The organism is Emticicia sp. 17c (genome assembly GCF_037153985.1).
GTDB lineage: Bacteria > Bacteroidota > Bacteroidia > Cytophagales > Spirosomataceae > Emticicia.
This window is the reverse complement of sequence record NZ_JBBAYI010000001.1, coordinates 952,449-969,608: the sequence shown is the minus strand read 5'-3', so window position 1 is coordinate 969,608 and position 17,160 is coordinate 952,449. Positions and strand designations below refer to the sequence as shown.

The window sequence follows — 17,160 nt, the reverse complement described above, 5'->3', positions numbered from 1 at the left end:
AAGACTGACTAATTAAGTAAATTTCTCATTCTTCGCTTTACAATCTACTGTTAAATTAAATGGAGCCTAAATTTTCACAAAAAGTTAAAGACATCATAACCCTTGCCCGTGAAGAAGCACTTAGGCTTGGACATGATTACATCGGAACCGAACATTTGATTCTGGGGATGATACGTGATGGCGAAGGTATTGCTTTAAATCTATTGAAAAGTGCCGGAGTATCACTAGATGAATTGCGGATTACTATTGAACAGGCGACTAAAGGAACTGCTACCAACAACATTAAAAATCTGGCTAACATTCCGTTAACACGCCAATCAGAAAAAGTTTTAAAGATTACGCATTTGGAGGCGAAAATCTTCAAATCGCAATTGATAGGTACTGAGCATCTTTTATTGGCAATACTGCGCGATGGAGATAATCTCGGTGGGCAAATTTTACAGAAATTCCACCTAACTTATGAACAGACAAAAGAGATGCTAGATTATCAACTTACTGGTCAGAAACCAGTGATGGAACGCCCTGAAACAGACGATGATGAAGACAGATTCCTCGGTGGCGGAAGCGGAGGGTATTCTCAACAAAGAAATGACCCGAAAAATCCTGAGAAATCGAAAACACCTGTTCTGGATAATTTCGGACGTGACCTAACCAAACTTGCCGAAGTAGGCAAATTAGACCCGATTGTTGGACGTGAAAAAGAAATTGAGCGCGTAGCCCAGATTCTTTCAAGACGTAAGAAAAATAACCCGATATTGATTGGTGAACCCGGTGTTGGTAAAACAGCTATTGCTGAAGGGCTTGCACTACGTATTGTTCAGAAAAAAGTTTCAAGAATACTGTTTGGCAAACGTGTAGTAACGCTCGACCTCGCTTCTCTGGTGGCAGGCACCAAGTATCGTGGGCAGTTTGAAGAACGTATGAAAGCCGTAATGAACGAATTGGAAAAATCACCAGATGTGATTCTGTTCATCGACGAGATACATACAATTGTAGGAGCCGGTGGTGCAAGTGGTTCGCTCGATGCCTCTAATATGTTCAAACCAGCGTTGGCTCGCGGAGACATCCAATGTATTGGTGCAACAACCCTAGATGAGTATCGTCAGTATATCGAGAAAGACGGAGCTTTAGCACGCCGTTTCCAGATGGTAATGGTAGAGGCTACTTCTGTTGAAGAAACCATCGAGATTCTGAATAACATTAAAGATAAGTACGAAGACCACCACCACGTAAATTATACGCCAGAAGCACTCGAGGCTGCGGTTAAGTTATCGGAAAGATACATTACAGACCGTTATCTGCCAGATAAAGCCATTGACGTATTAGATGAAGTGGGTGCGCGTGTACACATCAATAATATTTCCGTACCGCCTGATATCGTCTTTCTGGAAGAACAGGTGGAACTGATTAAAAAAGAGAAAAATCAGGTAGTAAAAAGTCAGCGTTACGAAGAAGCAGCGCAACTACGTGACCGCGAGAAAAAATTACTTGAGCAACTCGATAAAGCCAAAGCGGCTTGGGAAGAAGAAGCTAAAACAAAACGCTACAACGTAACAGAAGACAACGTAGCAGATGTGGTAGCGATGATGACTGGTATTCCGGTGAAACGCGTGAATATGAATGAGGGTGAGAAAATCCTGAAAATGGGTGATGCCCTTAGAGGTAGAATCATCGGGCAGGACCCCGCCGTTGAAAAACTGGTTAAGTCTATCCAACGTACACGCGTTGGTTTGAAAGACCCTAAAAAACCAATTGGTTCGTTCATTTTCTTAGGCCCGACGGGGGTTGGTAAAACCGAATTAGCCAAAACATTGGCCGAGTATCTCTTCGATAAAGAAGATGCACTCGTAAGAATCGATATGAGTGAATACATGGAGAAATTCAGTATCTCTCGTTTGGTTGGAGCGCCTCCCGGATACGTTGGTTATGAAGAAGGCGGGCAATTAACAGAGAAAATCCGTAGAAAACCATATTCGGTAGTGTTGTTGGACGAAATCGAGAAAGCACACCCTGATGTATACAATATCTTGCTACAAGTACTTGATGATGGCGTGTTGACCGATAGCTTGGGCAGAAAAGTAGATTTCAGAAATACTATCATTATCATGACCTCTAACATTGGGGTACGTGACCTGAAAGATTTTGGTACAGGTATTGGTTTTGCTACCAAAGCCCGTGCAGAAAGTCAGGATGAGATGGTGAAAAGTACAATTCAGAATGCGCTTAGAAAAACATTCTCGCCTGAGTTCCTAAACCGTCTTGATGATGTAATCGTGTTTAACTCGCTTAGCCGTGAAGATATTCATAAGATTATCGACATCGCACTTAAACGTCTTACTTCTCGTATTACCAACATTGGGTATGAAATAACATTGACTGATAAAGCCAAAGATTTCTTAGCTGATAAAGGATACGACCAGCAATATGGTGCGCGCCCGCTAAACCGTGCTATTCAGAAATATGTGGAAGACCCACTTGCAGAAGAAATTCTGAAAGGTGAAATGAAAGAAGGAGATACCATATTGGTCGATTACAGCGGAGAAGGCGAATCGCTTACGTTTACAAGATTCAATAAAGAAGCGGAAATCGAACAATAAGATTAGCTTTTATTAGCAAATAAAAAGTAAAGGCACGGCTTTTAGCCGTGCTTTTGCTATTTTTGCCCCATGATTTCTGATTATTTAAAATACCTCTTTCAATCTGGCAACGAGCATAGCTTACATTCGCCTTTTTTGTTTGATTTCTACACTAAAGTCGTAAAAGATAAACAACCATTACCTGATTACGCCGCAATTGAAGAACTCAGAAAAGAATTATTGAAAAATGAACGTGCCATTGCCATTACTGATTTTGGTGCAGGTTCGAAACGCACGTCGGCAAACGAAAGAAAAATAAAAGATATTGCCAGAAACTCACAAAAATCACCCAAACTTGCTCAGCTTTTTTATCGAATTGTCCGCCATTATCAGTACAAGCATATTTTCGATTTAGGCACTTCACTAGGGCTAACAACGGCTTATCTGGCTAAGGCTAACCCATCTGCACAGATTCTTACTTTTGAAGGATGCCCCGAAACAGCCGCTATTGCTACTGAAAATTTCAAAAAGCTACACTTAACCAATCTTGAAATTGTGGTGGGTAACCTTGACGAGACACTGGAGAAGCAATTGAAGCAGGTCAATAAAATTGATTTTGCCTTTTTCGATGCCAACCATCGTTATCAGCCCACGGTCAGTTATTTTGAAAAATGCCTGAATAGAGTAGTAGAAGATACGTGCTTTATTTTTGATGATATTTATTGGTCTGACGAAATGAAAAAAGCGTGGCAATACATTATAAACCATCCACAGGTAACAATTTCGCTCGATATGTTCTGGGTAGGCATTGTTTTTTTTAGAACCAAACAGCCAAAACAGCATTTTGTTCTACGTCTCTGATACAGATTGCACACCTCCTAGTTGGAAGTTTATGATATGCTTTAAATAAGGCATTAACCAAACTAAAAAGTTTTTTTCTATGTTAGTCTAAAAAATGAAGCAATAGCCACAATGTTAGATATTCAAAAAATAAGAGCAGATTTCCCGATTCTTGATGAAAAAATTAATGGCAAAGAATTAGTCTATTTCGATAACGCGGCCACTACCCAAAAACCATTGCCCGTATTAAATGCCCTAGCTAATTATTATGGCCATTACAATGCAAATATTCACCGTGGGATACACTATCTGGCCGAAAAAGCAACCTCCGCATTTGAGAGTTCGCGCAAAGCAATCCAGCAATTTCTGAATGCCCGACATACAGAAGAAATCATTTTTACCTATGGTACAACCGATGGAATCAATCTGGTAGCACAAACCTATGGCAGAAAGTTCCTGAAAGAAGGAGACGAAATTATTATTAGTACCATGGAACACCATTCTAATATTGTGCCGTGGCAAATGCTTTGCGAGGAAAAAGGCTGTATACTGAAAGTGATACCTATCAACGACAAAGGCGAATTGATTTTGGAAGAATATGAAAAATTATTATCCGAAAAAACTAAATTTGTATCGGTGGTGCATGTATCAAATGCCTTAGGGACCATCAACCCAGTAAAATTTATTATCAAGAAAGCGCATGAGGTAGGAGCAAAAGTTTTAATTGATGGCGCACAGGCAACATCTCATCTTACGATAGATGTGCAGGATTTGGATACCGATTTCTATGTGTTCTCGGCACATAAATTATATGGCCCAACAGGTATGGGGGCTTTATATGGCAAGAAAGAAATACTGGAGGCTATGCCACCTTATAGGGGTGGGGGAGAAATGATAAAAGAGGTTACATTTGAAAAAACAACTTATAACGAACTCCCCTATAAATTTGAAGCTGGTACACCCAATATTGCTGATGTAATTGCTGTTAAAAACGCCATTGATTACCTCAACGATTTGGGCAAAGAAAATGTAGCTAATTACGAAAACGAGCTTTTAGCGTATGCCACAGAGCAGTTATCGGCTATTGAAGGTTTAAAAATTATTGGACAAGCCGAAAATAAGGTGTCGGTTGTTTCTTTTGTACTGGATGGCATTCATCCACAGGATGTAGGCGTAATACTCGACCAGCAAGGAATAGCCGTTCGTACGGGGCATCATTGTACACAACCGCTTATGAAACGTTTCGGAATACCCGGAACTTCAAGGGCCTCATTTGCTGTTTATAATACCAAAGAAGAAATTGATAAACTAGTAAAAGGCATAGAAAAAGTAAAGAAAATGGTTCTTTAATTTATCAAAAGCATTAAAAGAAAGGCATGACAATTAACGAAATACAAGATGAACTCATAGAAGAGTTTGAACTTTTTGACGATTGGGAAGGAAAATATGAGTATATTATTGATTTAGGAAAGAAACTGCCAAAACTGGCCGACGAATATAAAACCGAAGAAAATATTATTAAAGGTTGCCAGTCAATCGTATGGCTACATGCCTATATGAATGGCGAAAAACTGATATTTGAGGCTGATAGCGAGGCAATTATCGTAAAAGGCCTAGTAAGTATGCTTTTGAAAGTCCTTTCGGGGCATACACCGGAAGAAATTACTCAGGCAGACTTGTATTTTATTGATAAAGTAGGGTTGAGTAGCCATTTGGCCCAGACACGTTCAAACGGGCTGGCCTCAATGGTTAAACAAATGAAAGCCTATGCAGTGGCTTATCAGGCAATAGAACAAAAATAAATAAGCTCATACAATGACCGAACAAGAATTAAAAGATAAAGTAATAGAAGCCCTTAAAACTATATATGACCCAGAAATTCCGGTCGATGTGTATGAACTAGGGCTTATCTATGATATTAAGATTTTCCCAGTAAACAATGTCTATTTGTTAATGACGCTTACGTCGCCGTCGTGTCCTTCGGCTGAATCAATTCCTGTTGAAATTGAACAGAAAATAAAATCAATTGAAGGGGTAAGCGATGTTAGTGTTGAACTTACTTTTGACCCACCTTATTCAACAGAAATGATGTCGGAAGTAGCCAAATTAGAACTTGGTTTTATGTAATAAATAAACCTAAAGGGTAGGTAGCTGCCTTTTTTTTGAACTTAACTTTTCAAGTATTTTTTAACAAATAATATTATGTATCCTCCTCATTTAGTGGCACCCATGAAAGCCGAACTGGTTAATTCAGGCTTTCAGGAATTACTGACTCCGTCAGATGTTGATAATTTCATGGAAAACCAGAAAGGTACCTCTTTAGTAGTTATTAATTCAGTTTGTGGTTGTGCAGCAGGTACCTGCCGCCCGGGCGTAAGATTAGCTTTGCAACGTTCTGAAGCAAAACCTGATAATTTGCTTACAGTTTTTGCAGGTGTCGATACTGACGCTACGCAACAATTACGTTCTTATATTCCTTTTCCTCCTTCTTCACCGGCAATAGCCATTTTTAAAGACGGAGAATTGGCTCATTTTATCGAAAGACACCATATTGAAGGTCGCTCGGCCGAGATGATTGCTACACACCTTGTAGCTGCATTTGACGAAATTTGTGCAGAAGCATAATGAGTCAGACCCATAAAGTTCAGTAAATATTTAGCCCCGCTTTTGAATGCAAACCATAGTAAGCATACAGAAGTGGGGCTAAAACATATCGGATTAATAGATACTGATTAGAAATTCGGTTTTAATAAATACTTAGAATAGAAATCATCAATTACTTTTACAGCATCTTCGGCAGTATCAACCAATTTAATAAGGTTCAAATCTTCAGGATTAATATTTTTCTCTCTTTCACACATAATATTATTAATCCAGTCAATTAAGCCGCTCCAATATTCGGTTCCTACCATAACAATAGGGAAGCGTGCAATTTTTTTCGTTTGAATAAGCGTTAAGGCTTCAAAAAGTTCATCAAGGGTTCCGAACCCTCCGGGCATAATAATAAACCCTTGTGAATATTTCATAAAGCATACTTTTCTGGCAAAGAAATAGTCAAAATTAATGCTTTTGTCAGGGTCAACGTACTTGTTAGGTACCTGTTCAAAAGGTAGTTTGATATTAAGCCCTACCGACTTACCACCATTTTTGCTGGCTCCTTTATTGCCGGCTTCCATTACGCCGGGCCCACCGCCAGTAATTACACCGTAGCCTTTTTTTACTAAACGTGCGGCTATATCAACAGAAAGTTTGTAGTATTTATGGTCAGGTTTGGTACGGGCCGAGCCGTATATGGTTACACAGGGGCCAATTTTGCCTAATCTATCAAAACCGTCTACAAATTCAGCAACAGTTTTAAGAATTTGCCAGGAATCCTGACTATGTATTTCATTCCATCCTTTTTCAACAAACGCTTCACGGATTAGCAGCTCTTCATTGGGTTCAAATTCATTTTCGCTCATAATTAATAACAATAGAATATTTGTCGTACAAAATACTTTAACTGAAAACAATTCTTCTGCATATAATTCAGAAGAATTGGATAATGAAAACGTATATTTGCAAAAAAAAGTTTGAACCTACAAATTAATATCCATGAAAGTTGCAATAGCAGGAGACCACGCAGGGTTTGAGTACAAAAAAATAATTTTGAAGTGGCTTCAGGATCAGAATTTTGAAACGGCTGACTTTGGCCCTTACACCCCCGAATCAATGGATTACCCTGACACAACACACCCATTGGCCAGTGCTGTTGAAAAAGGTGATTTCGATTTTGGTGTATTAATTTGCGGTAGCGGAAATGGCGTATGTATGACAGCCAACCACCATCAGGGAATTAGAGCAGGCTTGGCGTGGAATCTGGAAGTAGCAGAACTGATTCGCCAGCATAATAATGCGAACATTATCTGTATACCCGCACGTTTTATTGATTCAGAACTGGCTTTAGCTTGTGTAAAAACATTTTTGTCGACACCATTTGAAGGTGGCCGACACGCCAGAAGAGCAGATAAAATTGCTTGTTAATTTATTTATCAAAGGAAGAAACTAATTCTTCCTTTGATAAATACCTTTTAAAGTAGTTGTATTATAATCAACCGCTAATGCCGGTATACGCTTAAAAATCTTAGGTATTACGTTTTGTTTGTCAATAATAAGCGTCGGCGGGTCTTTCTTGAAGTTATCAAAAATATTAATGATACTTTCGTAGTTATCGGGGTTTTCGAGGTCTATCTTTGATAAATCCCAGTTAAGATAACAAGTAGCTGATTTCCCTAGTTTATATTCGTCAATTCTTTCTCCAATCACAAGCATCTTTTGGCCGTGCATCAATTTAGGTAATTCTCTTGGCCTAATTCTCATATCAGAAAGCTGTTCAAAGCCTTTTCCTAATACGGGGGTAGCTCCCTGAAACTGCATGAACGCAATGCCTGCAAAAAGAAGCATAAAAACCAGTTCAGGAATAAAAGTGCCGCGGAAATGTAAAAAGAAACCCGTAAAGAAAAAGGCCAGACATGGCACAAATATAATGAACTGCATTGGTGCAACATTAGATGATAAAAACAGAGCTAATAAAGCTACTATTGCCCATATCAACATAATTTGCTGGGTTCTTTGCTGGTAGCTATTATAACGTGAAGCCTGTGTTAATCTGAAAAAACCGAGTACCGCCACAATCACTGGCACGGTAATAGCCAGTAGAGCACTCTTGAAATCTTCAAGGCTGTATTGCTTGATTCTGAAAATTCCGTTAAACCAGTTATACTTGAACTCGTCAAGGCTATTATTGAAATAGAAATAAAGTGTTACTAAAAAAATCGGAATAGTGAAACCAAGTAGTGCCAGAAAATGTTGTCTTAAATTGGCATTCGTAAAGAAAATCAGACAAGCCGTACTCCATAGAATGAATACCATTGATGGTTGGTGAAACAATACGGCAATGCCAATGTAGAGGCCAATTTCAAAAACTTCGTCCGAAACCCCCTCTCTGCGTTCCATTTGCTTAACAATCTTGTTAAAAGCAAAGAGTAAGAAAGTGGTAGCGAGCAAAACAGGCGAAAGTTTGGTCATATCGAAAGATAGACTCATCAACAAGGCATAGCATAAACCCGGAGCATAGTTTTTTTCGAGGTATGTTTGGCGGGTATTGCAGGTAAAAGTAAAATAAAGTGCCTGAAAATACGTAATCAATATGGCAATAAACTCATAAGCTGCCTGTGACCTGCCAAATGAAATATCAATCAGCCAGTAAATGAAAGCAGATAAAGGCCCCACGTTTGTCCAGACTTCCTTGTAAAGAAAATTTCCGGCATGAATTTTTTCTCCAACAAGCATCCATTCTAGCTCAGGTAATAAAATTGGCAGTTTTTCACCCAGAAAAGGTGCCTTTAATAAAAACACCAATAGCAACAACGACAAAATATGGAAAAGCGTATTGAATCTGAAAAACGTTAGCAAGGTAGTATGATTTATATATTTTGCACAAAGTTATGAAAAAAGTAGCTGATGAATAAAACTTTACTTTACTTAACCGAAAATAGTACGGATATTTGTATAAATTTTAGTGAATTTGAATATAATGGAATCGAAAAGACAAAGACAAATTGCGAAGCAAATTCAGAAAGATTTGGGAGAGATTTTTCAGAGAGAAATGAAACAGATATTTGATAAGGCCTTCGTAACAATTACTGACGTAAAAACAACACCTGATTTAAGTATTGCACGTGTATACCTGAGTTTTCTGCTTACAAAAGATAAGGAAGGGCTATTGGGAGTAATTCGCGAAAACACCAAAGCTATCAGAAACCATCTGGCAACCAGAGTAAGGCACCAGTTCAGAATAGTACCCGAACTTCAGTTTTACTTAGATGATACCGCCGAATATGCTCAGAAAATCGAAGACCTGTTCGCCAATATTGTTATTCCTCCGGCACCAATCGAAGAAGAAGAGTAGAAACACGTTGCATCATCAGTCATTGTAATTATTGGGTATCTTGAATTTATCTTTTCTAATAGCAAAGCGGTATTTTTTATCCAGAAAGAAAAAGAGTTTTATCAACTTTATTTCTTTCATGTCGATGTTAGGGGTAGGAATCGGCACCATGGCTATGGTGGTTGTGTTATCTGTATTTAACGGGCTTGAAGAACTAAACCGTAGTATTTTTAAGTCTTTTGACCCTGATATAAAAATCTCTGCTGTTGTAGGAAAAGCCTTTGAGATAGAACCGGCAAAACTTGCCAGCTTAAAACGCCTGAAAGCAGTAGCTGTTGTAACAGAAGTGATTCAGGACAACGCTCTTGTAATGTACGAAGATAGCAAAATGGTGGTTAATATGAAAGGTGTCGATAGTACTTTTCAGCAAAATAGCCGCTTGAAAAGCTCACTTGTTGAAGGAAGTTTTGTTATTCAGGATGAAGGCATAGACTATGCCTTCATTGGTGGAAATGTATACGGAGCCTTAAATATTTCTTTAGGGAATATTATTGAACCTCTTGAAATCTGGTATCCCAAGAACCAGAAAAAACTCTCTCTCATTCCTGAAAACAACATTAATAAAAAAGTACTTAACATTTCGGGCGTGTATTCGCTCGAGCAGTTTCATGATGACTACGTGTACGTGCCACTCTCGGTTGCACAAGAGCTAACCGAGTACGGAAATAAAAGAACTGCGCTGGAAGTACAGTTAAAACCCGATGCCGACCTTGACAGTGCGCAGGAGCAGATAAAAGATATTTTTGGAGATAAATACCTTATCCAGAATCAGGACGAGCAAAATGCTAACTTATTCAGGGCTATCAGAATTGAAAAACTGTTTATTTTCATAGCCATGCTTTTTATAATTGGGGTGGCCTCGTTTAATATTTTCTTCTCTCTAACCATGTTGGTTATTGATAAAAAAGAAGAAATAAAAACTTTGTATGCAATGGGAGCCGACAATGGGCTTGTTAAAAAGATATTTTTCAGCGAGGGGGCTATCATTTCATTTCTGGGAGCGGCTACTGGCCTTTTTCTGGGTTGGATAATCTGTTTCGTTCAACAAGAATACGGATGGGTTGGCATGGGTATGGAAAGCGCCATTGTTGAAGCCTACCCAATAAAAATGAATAGCATGGATTTCCTGATTACGGCTGTTTCTGTGATAATAATCACCTTTTTAATCTCTTACTTCCCCGCTAAACGTGCAACGAGTGAATTTTGATAAGTTTTTTAGAAGTTGATAGATATACCTGCAATGAACCTACTCATAAAATTTTTTTTACCTGTTTTTATTTTTACACAATCGGTTGCTCAGACCGGTCTGCAATCGAAAAAATGGATTTTGCTCACACAAAAAATTGAAAAAAGTGATATACAACTGGCTTCATATAGCCCTTCGAGGTTAAAAGCCGATACTTTTGTGATGCAGTTTACCAGTGACGGAAAAATTAATTATGATTATGAAACCAATCCGAAAGCTGCGGCAAGCAACAAAACCAGTTTTCTGGACATCGATACCCAAGAGTCAACATGGGAGTACGAGCCATCGACCAATATCATCACGCTTAACCTTAAAGGTGGATATACAAGCCTGAACGATTTCAGATTTAAAAGACATTACAAACTGGAACCAACAGAAGGGGGGTATTTACTTAAAAAAATAAGCGATCAATATTATGATAGCCTGAAAAACAATATCCCGACCACAACAACAGCCGAAGTAACAATGCCAGTTGTTACCAAAGACACTAAAATTACTGAGAAGCCTGTTTTAGCGAGCGAAACAAAGAAAATACCACACGAACCTGTAAAGGAACCAGTGGCATTGGCGAAAGAGCCAGAAAAGGAAATAGTTGAGCACCCAAAAACGATTGATTTTGCTGCACTCACAAAGGCGATGCTTATACCATCTAAACGCTGGATACTGGTCGGAAATAAAATTACAAAGAATGTAATTAAACTAACTTCTTTTGATAAGTCCAAGTTCAGAATTAATACTCTTGTAATGAGTTTCGGAAATGAAGGAAAAATAATCTATGATTATGAGAGCGACCCCAATATTGAATTTTGTGCAGGTATTGAATTTCTGGATATAGATACAGATGAATCGGCGTGGTGGTTTGATGAAGAAAACAATGTGCTTACATTGCAAATTAAAGGAGGATATGCCAGTCTGGATGATTTCAAGTTTAAAAGAGATTATAAAGTAGAACAAATTGGGGATGAATACGTTTTGCATAAAGTAAAAGAACATTATTATCTTGATTTGAAAAAACAAAATCTGAAAAGCAGAAGAAAATAGGTTGTTAGTAACAATAATAGCCTGAAATACAATAACAAATGTTTTATTAAACCGAAAAAGCCATGCGTTTAATTTCTCTGTTACTTTTTGTTGTGCTGAGTGTGAATGTTATCGCACAGGAATCTCCACATATTATTCCCGCGCAGGGAGCATATAATCCTGAACGAACAAAAAAGAATGATTTAATCCATACAAAACTTGAAATAAGACCTGACTGGAAAAAACAATATCTATATGGTATTGCCACCATTACTTTTAAACCTCATTTTTATCCTCAGAATACACTCGAACTTGATGCAAAAGGGTTTGATGTACAAATGGTAAATATGGGTAGTCAGGCATTGAAATTTGACTACGACAAAAAAGTTATAAAAATAGACTTAGGTAAAACGTTCACACGTAAGGATACCGCTAAGGTACAAATTATGTACATTGCCAAACCTAACGAACTACCTTTAGGCGGAAGTGCGGCCATAACAGCCGATAAGGGCTTGTATTTTATTAATCCTGATGGTACTGACCCTGATAAGCCCCGACAAATCTGGACACAGGGCGAAACAGAAGCTAACTCATGCTGGTTTCCGACTATTGATGCCCCTAATCAGAAAACTACGCTTGAAATCCTGATTACACTTGATAAAGAAGCAACTTCGTTAAAATATCTGACGCTTTCTAATGGGAAACTAATTTCTTCTACTACCAACGCCGATGGTACCAGAACCGACTACTGGAAACAGGATAAACCAGCCGCTCCGTACCTGACCATGATTGCCGTTGGTGATTTCAGGAAAGTAGTAGACCCTACTTATAAAAACTTTGAAGTAAGTTATTATGTAGAGCCTAAATTTGAGAAATACGCCATGAACATTTTTGGACGCACACCAGAAATGATTAGCTACTTTGAAAATACTTTAGGAGTTAAATATCAGTGGGATAAATACGCTCAGATTGCCGTAAGAGAATATGTGTCGGGAGCTATGGAAAATACTACTGCAACCGTTCATGGCGATTTTATACAGAAAGATAACCAACAGTTAATTGATGACAACGACGACGGGGTAATTGCACATGAGTTGTTTCATCATTGGTTTGGCGATTTGGTTACTTGCGAGTCGTGGTCTAATTTGCCCTTGAATGAATCTTTTGCTAATTACTCGGAATACCTCTGGACAGCCCACAAATATGGTCAGGACGAGGCCGATTTAGTGGCCTATATTGCTTTTAATCAGTATTTCAGCGAGGCGCAGGAGAAACAGGAGCCTCTGATACGTTATCGTTATCTTGATAAAGAAGATATGTTTGATTCGCATTCTTATGCCAAAGGGGGCCGAATCTTGCATTTATTAAGGAAACAAGTAGGCGATGAAGCATTTTTTGCAGCCCTGAAACTATATCTTACACAAAACGCTTTTAAAACCGGTGAAATTGACCAGCTTAGGCTAGCCTTTGAAAGTGTAACCGGCGAAGACCTTCACTGGTTTTTCGACCAATGGTTTATGAAACCCGGGCATCCTGAATTACAGGTTTCTCAGGAGTTTGCCGATGGAAAGCTGAAACTAACTATTCATCAGGTGCAAGATACTACTTATTCAACAGTTTATCGCTTCCCCTTACAAGTCGAAATATGGGCCAACGAACAGAAAACTACCCATAATATTTTATTAGATAAAACTAGCCAGACTTTTGAATGGAAACTGCCTGCATCGCCACAGATGGTTTTAATAGACCCTGAAAATATTTTGGTAGGAAAAGTAATTTTTGAGAAATCAAAAGCCGATTATATTTATCAATATTATCATGCTGAGCGTGTACCTGCCCGTTTAAATGCCATTGAGATACTTACGTATGTTCCTGAGAACGACACTACGGCCGTAAGTCCGGCATTGGATAAAGACATTCGTAAGCTGTTGCTTGACGCTACAAAAGATAAGTTCTGGCGGATTCGTCAGTTGGCAGTGCAAAAACTTTATGATTATGACGGCGATGATTTTCTGGACGTAGAAAGAGCCTTGCAAAGCCGCGTACAAACCGACGACCGCTCGTATGTACGAGCCGATGCTATTCTGGCTATGAAAGGTTTTCAGAATTCTCAAAACGATAAACTTTTCCGTCAGGCTTTAAATGACACCTCCTATACAGTACAGGCTGCTGCTTTGGAAGCAATTCTGGCTAGTCGCCCAACAGATGCGGCCGAGCTAGCCAAAAAATATGAGCAGTCGTATAACCCCACTATATTTGCCGCAGTAGCCAATTATTTTGCCGATGAGGCATCACCCGAAAAATTCGATTGGTTTGTACAGCACCTAAGTAAAATGAGTGGTGGAGACTTATATCAGGTGTTAGGGATATTCGGAACATATCTGGTAAAATCATCAACTGATATACAATTAAAAAGCCTGCCGTTGCTGTCGAAAATTGCCAGAGACGATTCTCAATGGTACGTAAGGTTTGCTGGTGTACAGACATTAATATTATTAGCAGACTTGCCGCAAGCCAAAGAGTTGCTAAAAAAAGTAATGGCAGAAGAAAAAGACGAGCGGCTAAAAAAACTATATAGCCAGTATAAAGATTAATCACTTGTATTTTAGTGGTTTACCAACTTCTGATAGCAAAGGTAAATTTTAAGTAGCTTATGAACAGGAATCTGAAAGACGGCTTGAATTTATTCTCTAAAGTAACTCCGGCCAGGGCTTGGAATGCTTTAAAGAATGTGTCGAGCTATCTTGAATCCAAAATAACAGGAAAGCCTGTTCATCGGGCCATGCCTATTGCTATCTCAATCGAGCCAACAACTTCATGCAATTTGCGATGCCCCGAATGCCCCAGTGGTTTAAGGAGTTTTACGCGCCCAACTGGTATGCTTGATGAAAATCTTTTCAAAAATACCATTGATGAATTAGCCGAAACACTTCTGTACCTGACTTTTTATTTTCAGGGAGAACCCTACCTGCATCCTAAATTTCTCGAATTAGTTAAATACGCATCCGACAAAGGAATTTACACGGCTACTTCGACCAATGCTCATTATTTAAGCGAGGCTAATGCCAGAAGAACGGTAGAATCGGGGCTGGATAGAATGATTATTTCTATTGATGGCACTACGCAGGATGTATATGAGCAGTATAGGGTAGGAGGTAGCCTGTCAAAAGTTATAGAAGGTGCCCGAAACATTATTAAGTGGAAAAAAGAACTCAATTCTACAACGCCGCACGTTATTTTTCAGTTTCTGGTAGTAAAACCTAACGAGCACCAAATGGACGAAGTAAGGAAACTGGCCAATGAAGTAGGAGTGGACGAGCTTGCTTTTAAAACTGCTCAGATTTATGACTACGAAAATGGGTCAGAACTGATTCCGACCATTGATAAATATGCACGCTATAAGCAACAGGGAGACGGAACATATAAAATTAAAAATAAACTGCTCGACCATTGCTGGAAAATGTGGCATTCGTGCGTAATAACTTGGGACGGCCTCGTAGTACCATGTTGTTTTGATAAAGATGGTGAATACCGCTTAGGTGATTTAAAACAGACTTCTTTCAAAAGTTTATGGCAAAGCAAAGCCTATAACAGCTTTCGGCAGTCGCTTGTTCGTTCTCGCTCTGAAATAGAAATGTGCAAAAATTGCACTGAGGGAACAAAGGTTTGGGGTTGATATTTGTACATACAATATTCATTTTATAGATTTGCCCATCTGTTTATTTTTTAACCAACCGAACCTCTATGAATCTTATCACAAGAGTTAAATTGATGTTTATGATGTTCCTGATGTTTGTTACCTGGGGTTCTTGGTACGGACAAATGGGAAAATACTTGCCTCATGCCTTAAAAGCTAGTGACGACCAGACGGGCTGGGCTTATGCTACTTTCTCTATTGCTTCTATTGTTGCGCCCTTTTTTGTAGGAATGATTGCCGACCGTTTCTTCTCTGCGCAAAAAGTAATGGGTGTTTTAAACTTATTGGGAGCGGCTATTCTTTATTTTCTGATTCAGGTAAAAGACCCTGATATGTTCTTCTGGTACATTCTGGCCTACACGCTTACCTTCGCGCCTAACCTTGCGTTGTCAAGCTCAATTGCCATGAAACAGATGAAAGACCCACAAAAAGAGTTCCCGCCTATCAGGGTAATAGGTACAATTGCTTGGATTGTTATTACAAACATTATTGGTGCGTATGAAATAGGCGACAAAGTAACCATTTTTCAGATTTCGATGTTTACATCGTTGGCATGGGGTATTTATGCTTTTACTTTGCCAGATACACCCCCAAAACCAACTACATCAACATCTTTTGGGCAGATATTAGGCACCGATGCCTTTGTTTTATTCAAAGACCGTTCATTCCTCATTTTCTTTATCAGTTCAATATTGGTTTGTATTCCGCTTTCATTCTATTACGCGTTCGCAAACCTCTCGTTAACCGAGTCACACATGGCTAACGTTGAAAATAAAATGTCATTGGGTCAGGTATCAGAGGTATTATTTATGCTCTTGATTCCTTTTGCCTTGACTCGTTTTGGCGTTAAGAAAATGCTTATTGTAGGGCTTATTGCTTGGATTATCCGCTTCATTTGTTTCGGCTATGGCGATGGCATCAGCTCAGAATGGATATTATACATTGCCATTGTTTTACATGGCGTATGTTATGACTTTTTCTTTGTAACAGGCCAGATTTATACCGATAACAAAGCCGGAGACAAAATCAAAAGCTCGGCACAAGGGCTTATCACACTTGCTACTTATGGCGTAGGGATGGGCATTGGTTCTGTGATTTCAGGAAAAATAGTGAATATGTATACCAGAAAAAATGATTTGGGCGAAGTAATAGGTCATAACTGGCAATCGGTCTGGATGGTTCCGGCAGCCATTGCAGCAGTTGTGCTTGTGTTATTTATACTGGTTTTTAAAGATAATACCAGAAAAGCTACCAAATAAATCCGGTGATTAAGAAAACTGTTGATACGTATAAATTCCTTATGAAGCTTTATTGTTTCATAAGGAATTTTTTTTTACCTCTATGAAACAAACTTTAACCATACTGATACTATTTGTTGTTTGCAGCGCTTGTGCCTCATTCCATTCTTTAGATGATTTAAACTGTAAATTATCGGTAAACCATAGAATGAATTTTGTTGGTAAATGGAAAGTAAATAGCCAGAATAAAAAATTTGTCTGGTGGTTTTATAGCGATAACAGAACTGCTACCCGCGAAAATGAGTACCTGACCGGAATCAGAAATAACGCCCAGCTCCAAGTGTATATTAACACATGGCAGAATGATAAACGAGATACATTAAAACTCTTTATGGTTACTGATGGGCCTGATAGCAAACGAAAAAGTAGTATGTATAGTTTAAAAACCTTACATTTCTATATAATTTCAAACAAATGCCGGAAGATTGTATTAGTCAATCTGGCAAATAACGATACCCTCACATTAAAGCGAAAACAATATTTTTACCAATAAT

The 17,160-nt window shown here is 38.7% G+C and carries 16 protein-coding genes; 14 read left to right on the top strand and 2 right to left on the bottom strand.

All coding sequences use genetic code 11. The annotated features are described in order from the left end of the window. The first annotated feature begins 59 nt into the window (after window positions 1–59). The 6 genes from WAA15_RS04035 (at window position 60) to WAA15_RS04010 (ending at window position 6,041) form a co-directional block, all read left to right on the top strand. On the top strand, window positions 60–2,597 hold the full coding sequence (locus tag WAA15_RS04035; RefSeq protein WP_337041180.1) for an ATP-dependent Clp protease ATP-binding subunit: 2,538 nt from the start codon (window positions 60–62) through the stop codon (window positions 2,595–2,597). Between the two features lie 69 nt (window positions 2,598–2,666). Continuing rightward, window positions 2,667–3,437, top strand: a complete 771-nt coding sequence (locus tag WAA15_RS04030; protein ID WP_337041179.1) for an O-methyltransferase — start codon at window positions 2,667–2,669, stop codon at window positions 3,435–3,437. Between the two features lie 111 nt (window positions 3,438–3,548). Then, the gene (locus WAA15_RS04025; protein WP_337041178.1) at window positions 3,549–4,766 is read left to right on the top strand and encodes a cysteine desulfurase; all 1,218 of its coding nucleotides are present in this window, start codon (window positions 3,549–3,551) and stop codon (window positions 4,764–4,766) included. Between the two features lie 26 nt (window positions 4,767–4,792). Then, window positions 4,793–5,218: a SufE family protein gene (locus WAA15_RS04020; protein WP_337041177.1), complete on the top strand. Its 426-nt coding sequence runs from the start codon at window positions 4,793–4,795 to the stop codon at window positions 5,216–5,218. Between the two features lie 13 nt (window positions 5,219–5,231). Continuing rightward, a complete protein-coding gene (locus WAA15_RS04015) occupies window positions 5,232–5,543 on the top strand; it encodes a DUF59 domain-containing protein (protein WP_337041176.1) in 312 nt (103 codons plus the stop codon). 75 nt (window positions 5,544–5,618) lie between these two features. Further along, on the top strand, window positions 5,619–6,041 hold the full coding sequence (locus WAA15_RS04010) for a BrxA/BrxB family bacilliredoxin (protein WP_337041175.1): 423 nt from the start codon (window positions 5,619–5,621) through the stop codon (window positions 6,039–6,041). Window positions 6,042–6,148: 107 nt separating this feature from the next. Here the strand turns inward: WAA15_RS04010 and WAA15_RS04005 are convergent, their stop codons facing one another. After that, complete coding sequence (locus tag WAA15_RS04005) at window positions 6,149–6,877, bottom strand: TIGR00730 family Rossman fold protein (protein WP_337041173.1); 729 nt, start codon at window positions 6,875–6,877, stop codon at window positions 6,149–6,151. A 133-nt stretch (window positions 6,878–7,010) separates the two neighbouring features. On the opposite strand from WAA15_RS04005, the gene WAA15_RS04000 reads away from it, so the two are divergent. Continuing rightward, complete coding sequence (locus WAA15_RS04000) at window positions 7,011–7,439, top strand: RpiB/LacA/LacB family sugar-phosphate isomerase (RefSeq protein ID WP_337041172.1); 429 nt, start codon at window positions 7,011–7,013, stop codon at window positions 7,437–7,439. Between the two features lie 21 nt (window positions 7,440–7,460). Here WAA15_RS04000 and WAA15_RS03995 read toward each other — a convergent pair whose 3' ends face one another. Continuing rightward, window positions 7,461–8,870 carry a hypothetical protein gene (locus WAA15_RS03995; RefSeq protein WP_337041171.1) on the bottom strand — a complete coding sequence of 470 codons (1,410 nt, stop codon included), beginning with the start codon at window positions 8,868–8,870 and terminating at the stop codon, window positions 7,461–7,463. Between the two features lie 121 nt (window positions 8,871–8,991). Here WAA15_RS03995 and rbfA point away from each other — a divergent pair, with 121 nt between their 5' ends. The 7 genes from rbfA (at window position 8,992) to WAA15_RS03960 (ending at window position 17,159) form a co-directional block, all read left to right on the top strand. After that, on the top strand, window positions 8,992–9,366 hold the full coding sequence (rbfA, locus tag WAA15_RS03990) for a 30S ribosome-binding factor RbfA (RefSeq protein ID WP_337041170.1): 375 nt from the start codon (window positions 8,992–8,994) through the stop codon (window positions 9,364–9,366). Window positions 9,367–9,484: 118 nt separating this feature from the next. Then, the gene (locus WAA15_RS03985; RefSeq protein ID WP_337041169.1) at window positions 9,485–10,612 is read left to right on the top strand and encodes an ABC transporter permease; all 1,128 of its coding nucleotides are present in this window, start codon (window positions 9,485–9,487) and stop codon (window positions 10,610–10,612) included. 33 nt (window positions 10,613–10,645) lie between these two features. Continuing rightward, the gene (locus WAA15_RS03980; protein WP_337041168.1) at window positions 10,646–11,692 is read left to right on the top strand and encodes a hypothetical protein; all 1,047 of its coding nucleotides are present in this window, start codon (window positions 10,646–10,648) and stop codon (window positions 11,690–11,692) included. A 62-nt stretch (window positions 11,693–11,754) separates the two neighbouring features. After that, on the top strand, window positions 11,755–14,265 hold the full coding sequence (locus WAA15_RS03975; protein WP_337041167.1) for a M1 family metallopeptidase: 2,511 nt from the start codon (window positions 11,755–11,757) through the stop codon (window positions 14,263–14,265). Between the two features lie 59 nt (window positions 14,266–14,324). Further along, on the top strand, window positions 14,325–15,347 hold the full coding sequence (locus tag WAA15_RS03970) for an SPASM domain-containing protein (RefSeq protein ID WP_337041166.1): 1,023 nt from the start codon (window positions 14,325–14,327) through the stop codon (window positions 15,345–15,347). Between the two features lie 68 nt (window positions 15,348–15,415). Continuing rightward, window positions 15,416–16,627, top strand: a complete 1,212-nt coding sequence (locus tag WAA15_RS03965) for a nucleoside permease (RefSeq protein WP_337041165.1) — start codon at window positions 15,416–15,418, stop codon at window positions 16,625–16,627. Between the two features lie 187 nt (window positions 16,628–16,814). After that, on the top strand, window positions 16,815–17,159 hold the full coding sequence (locus tag WAA15_RS03960) for a hypothetical protein (protein ID WP_337041164.1): 345 nt from the start codon (window positions 16,815–16,817) through the stop codon (window positions 17,157–17,159). Window position 17,160: the final 1 nt, after the last annotated feature.

Bases quoted from the DNA above. Each gene is read 5' to 3' on its own strand.
- WAA15_RS03965 (WP_337041165.1), top strand. From the start codon at position 15,416: ATGAATCTTATCACAAGAGTTAAATTGATGTTTATGATGTTCCTGATG.
- WAA15_RS03985 (WP_337041169.1), top strand. From the start codon at position 9,485: ATGTCGATGTTAGGGGTAGGAATCGGCACCATGGCTATGGTGGTTGTG.
- WAA15_RS03970 (WP_337041166.1), top strand. From the start codon at position 14,325: ATGAACAGGAATCTGAAAGACGGCTTGAATTTATTCTCTAAAGTAACT.
- WAA15_RS04025 (WP_337041178.1), top strand. From the start codon at position 3,549: ATGTTAGATATTCAAAAAATAAGAGCAGATTTCCCGATTCTTGATGAA.
- rbfA (WP_337041170.1), top strand. From the start codon at position 8,992: ATGGAATCGAAAAGACAAAGACAAATTGCGAAGCAAATTCAGAAAGAT.
- WAA15_RS04005 (WP_337041173.1), bottom strand. From the start codon at position 6,877: ATGAGCGAAAATGAATTTGAACCCAATGAAGAGCTGCTAATCCGTGAA.
- WAA15_RS03975 (WP_337041167.1), top strand. From the start codon at position 11,755: ATGCGTTTAATTTCTCTGTTACTTTTTGTTGTGCTGAGTGTGAATGTT.
- WAA15_RS04035 (WP_337041180.1), top strand. From the start codon at position 60: ATGGAGCCTAAATTTTCACAAAAAGTTAAAGACATCATAACCCTTGCC.
- WAA15_RS04015 (WP_337041176.1), top strand. From the start codon at position 5,232: ATGACCGAACAAGAATTAAAAGATAAAGTAATAGAAGCCCTTAAAACT.
- WAA15_RS04030 (WP_337041179.1), top strand. From the start codon at position 2,667: ATGATTTCTGATTATTTAAAATACCTCTTTCAATCTGGCAACGAGCAT.
- WAA15_RS03980 (WP_337041168.1), top strand. From the start codon at position 10,646: ATGAACCTACTCATAAAATTTTTTTTACCTGTTTTTATTTTTACACAA.
- WAA15_RS03960 (WP_337041164.1), top strand. From the start codon at position 16,815: ATGAATTTTGTTGGTAAATGGAAAGTAAATAGCCAGAATAAAAAATTT.
- WAA15_RS04000 (WP_337041172.1), top strand. From the start codon at position 7,011: ATGAAAGTTGCAATAGCAGGAGACCACGCAGGGTTTGAGTACAAAAAA.
- WAA15_RS04020 (WP_337041177.1), top strand. From the start codon at position 4,793: ATGACAATTAACGAAATACAAGATGAACTCATAGAAGAGTTTGAACTT.
- WAA15_RS04010 (WP_337041175.1), top strand. From the start codon at position 5,619: ATGTATCCTCCTCATTTAGTGGCACCCATGAAAGCCGAACTGGTTAAT.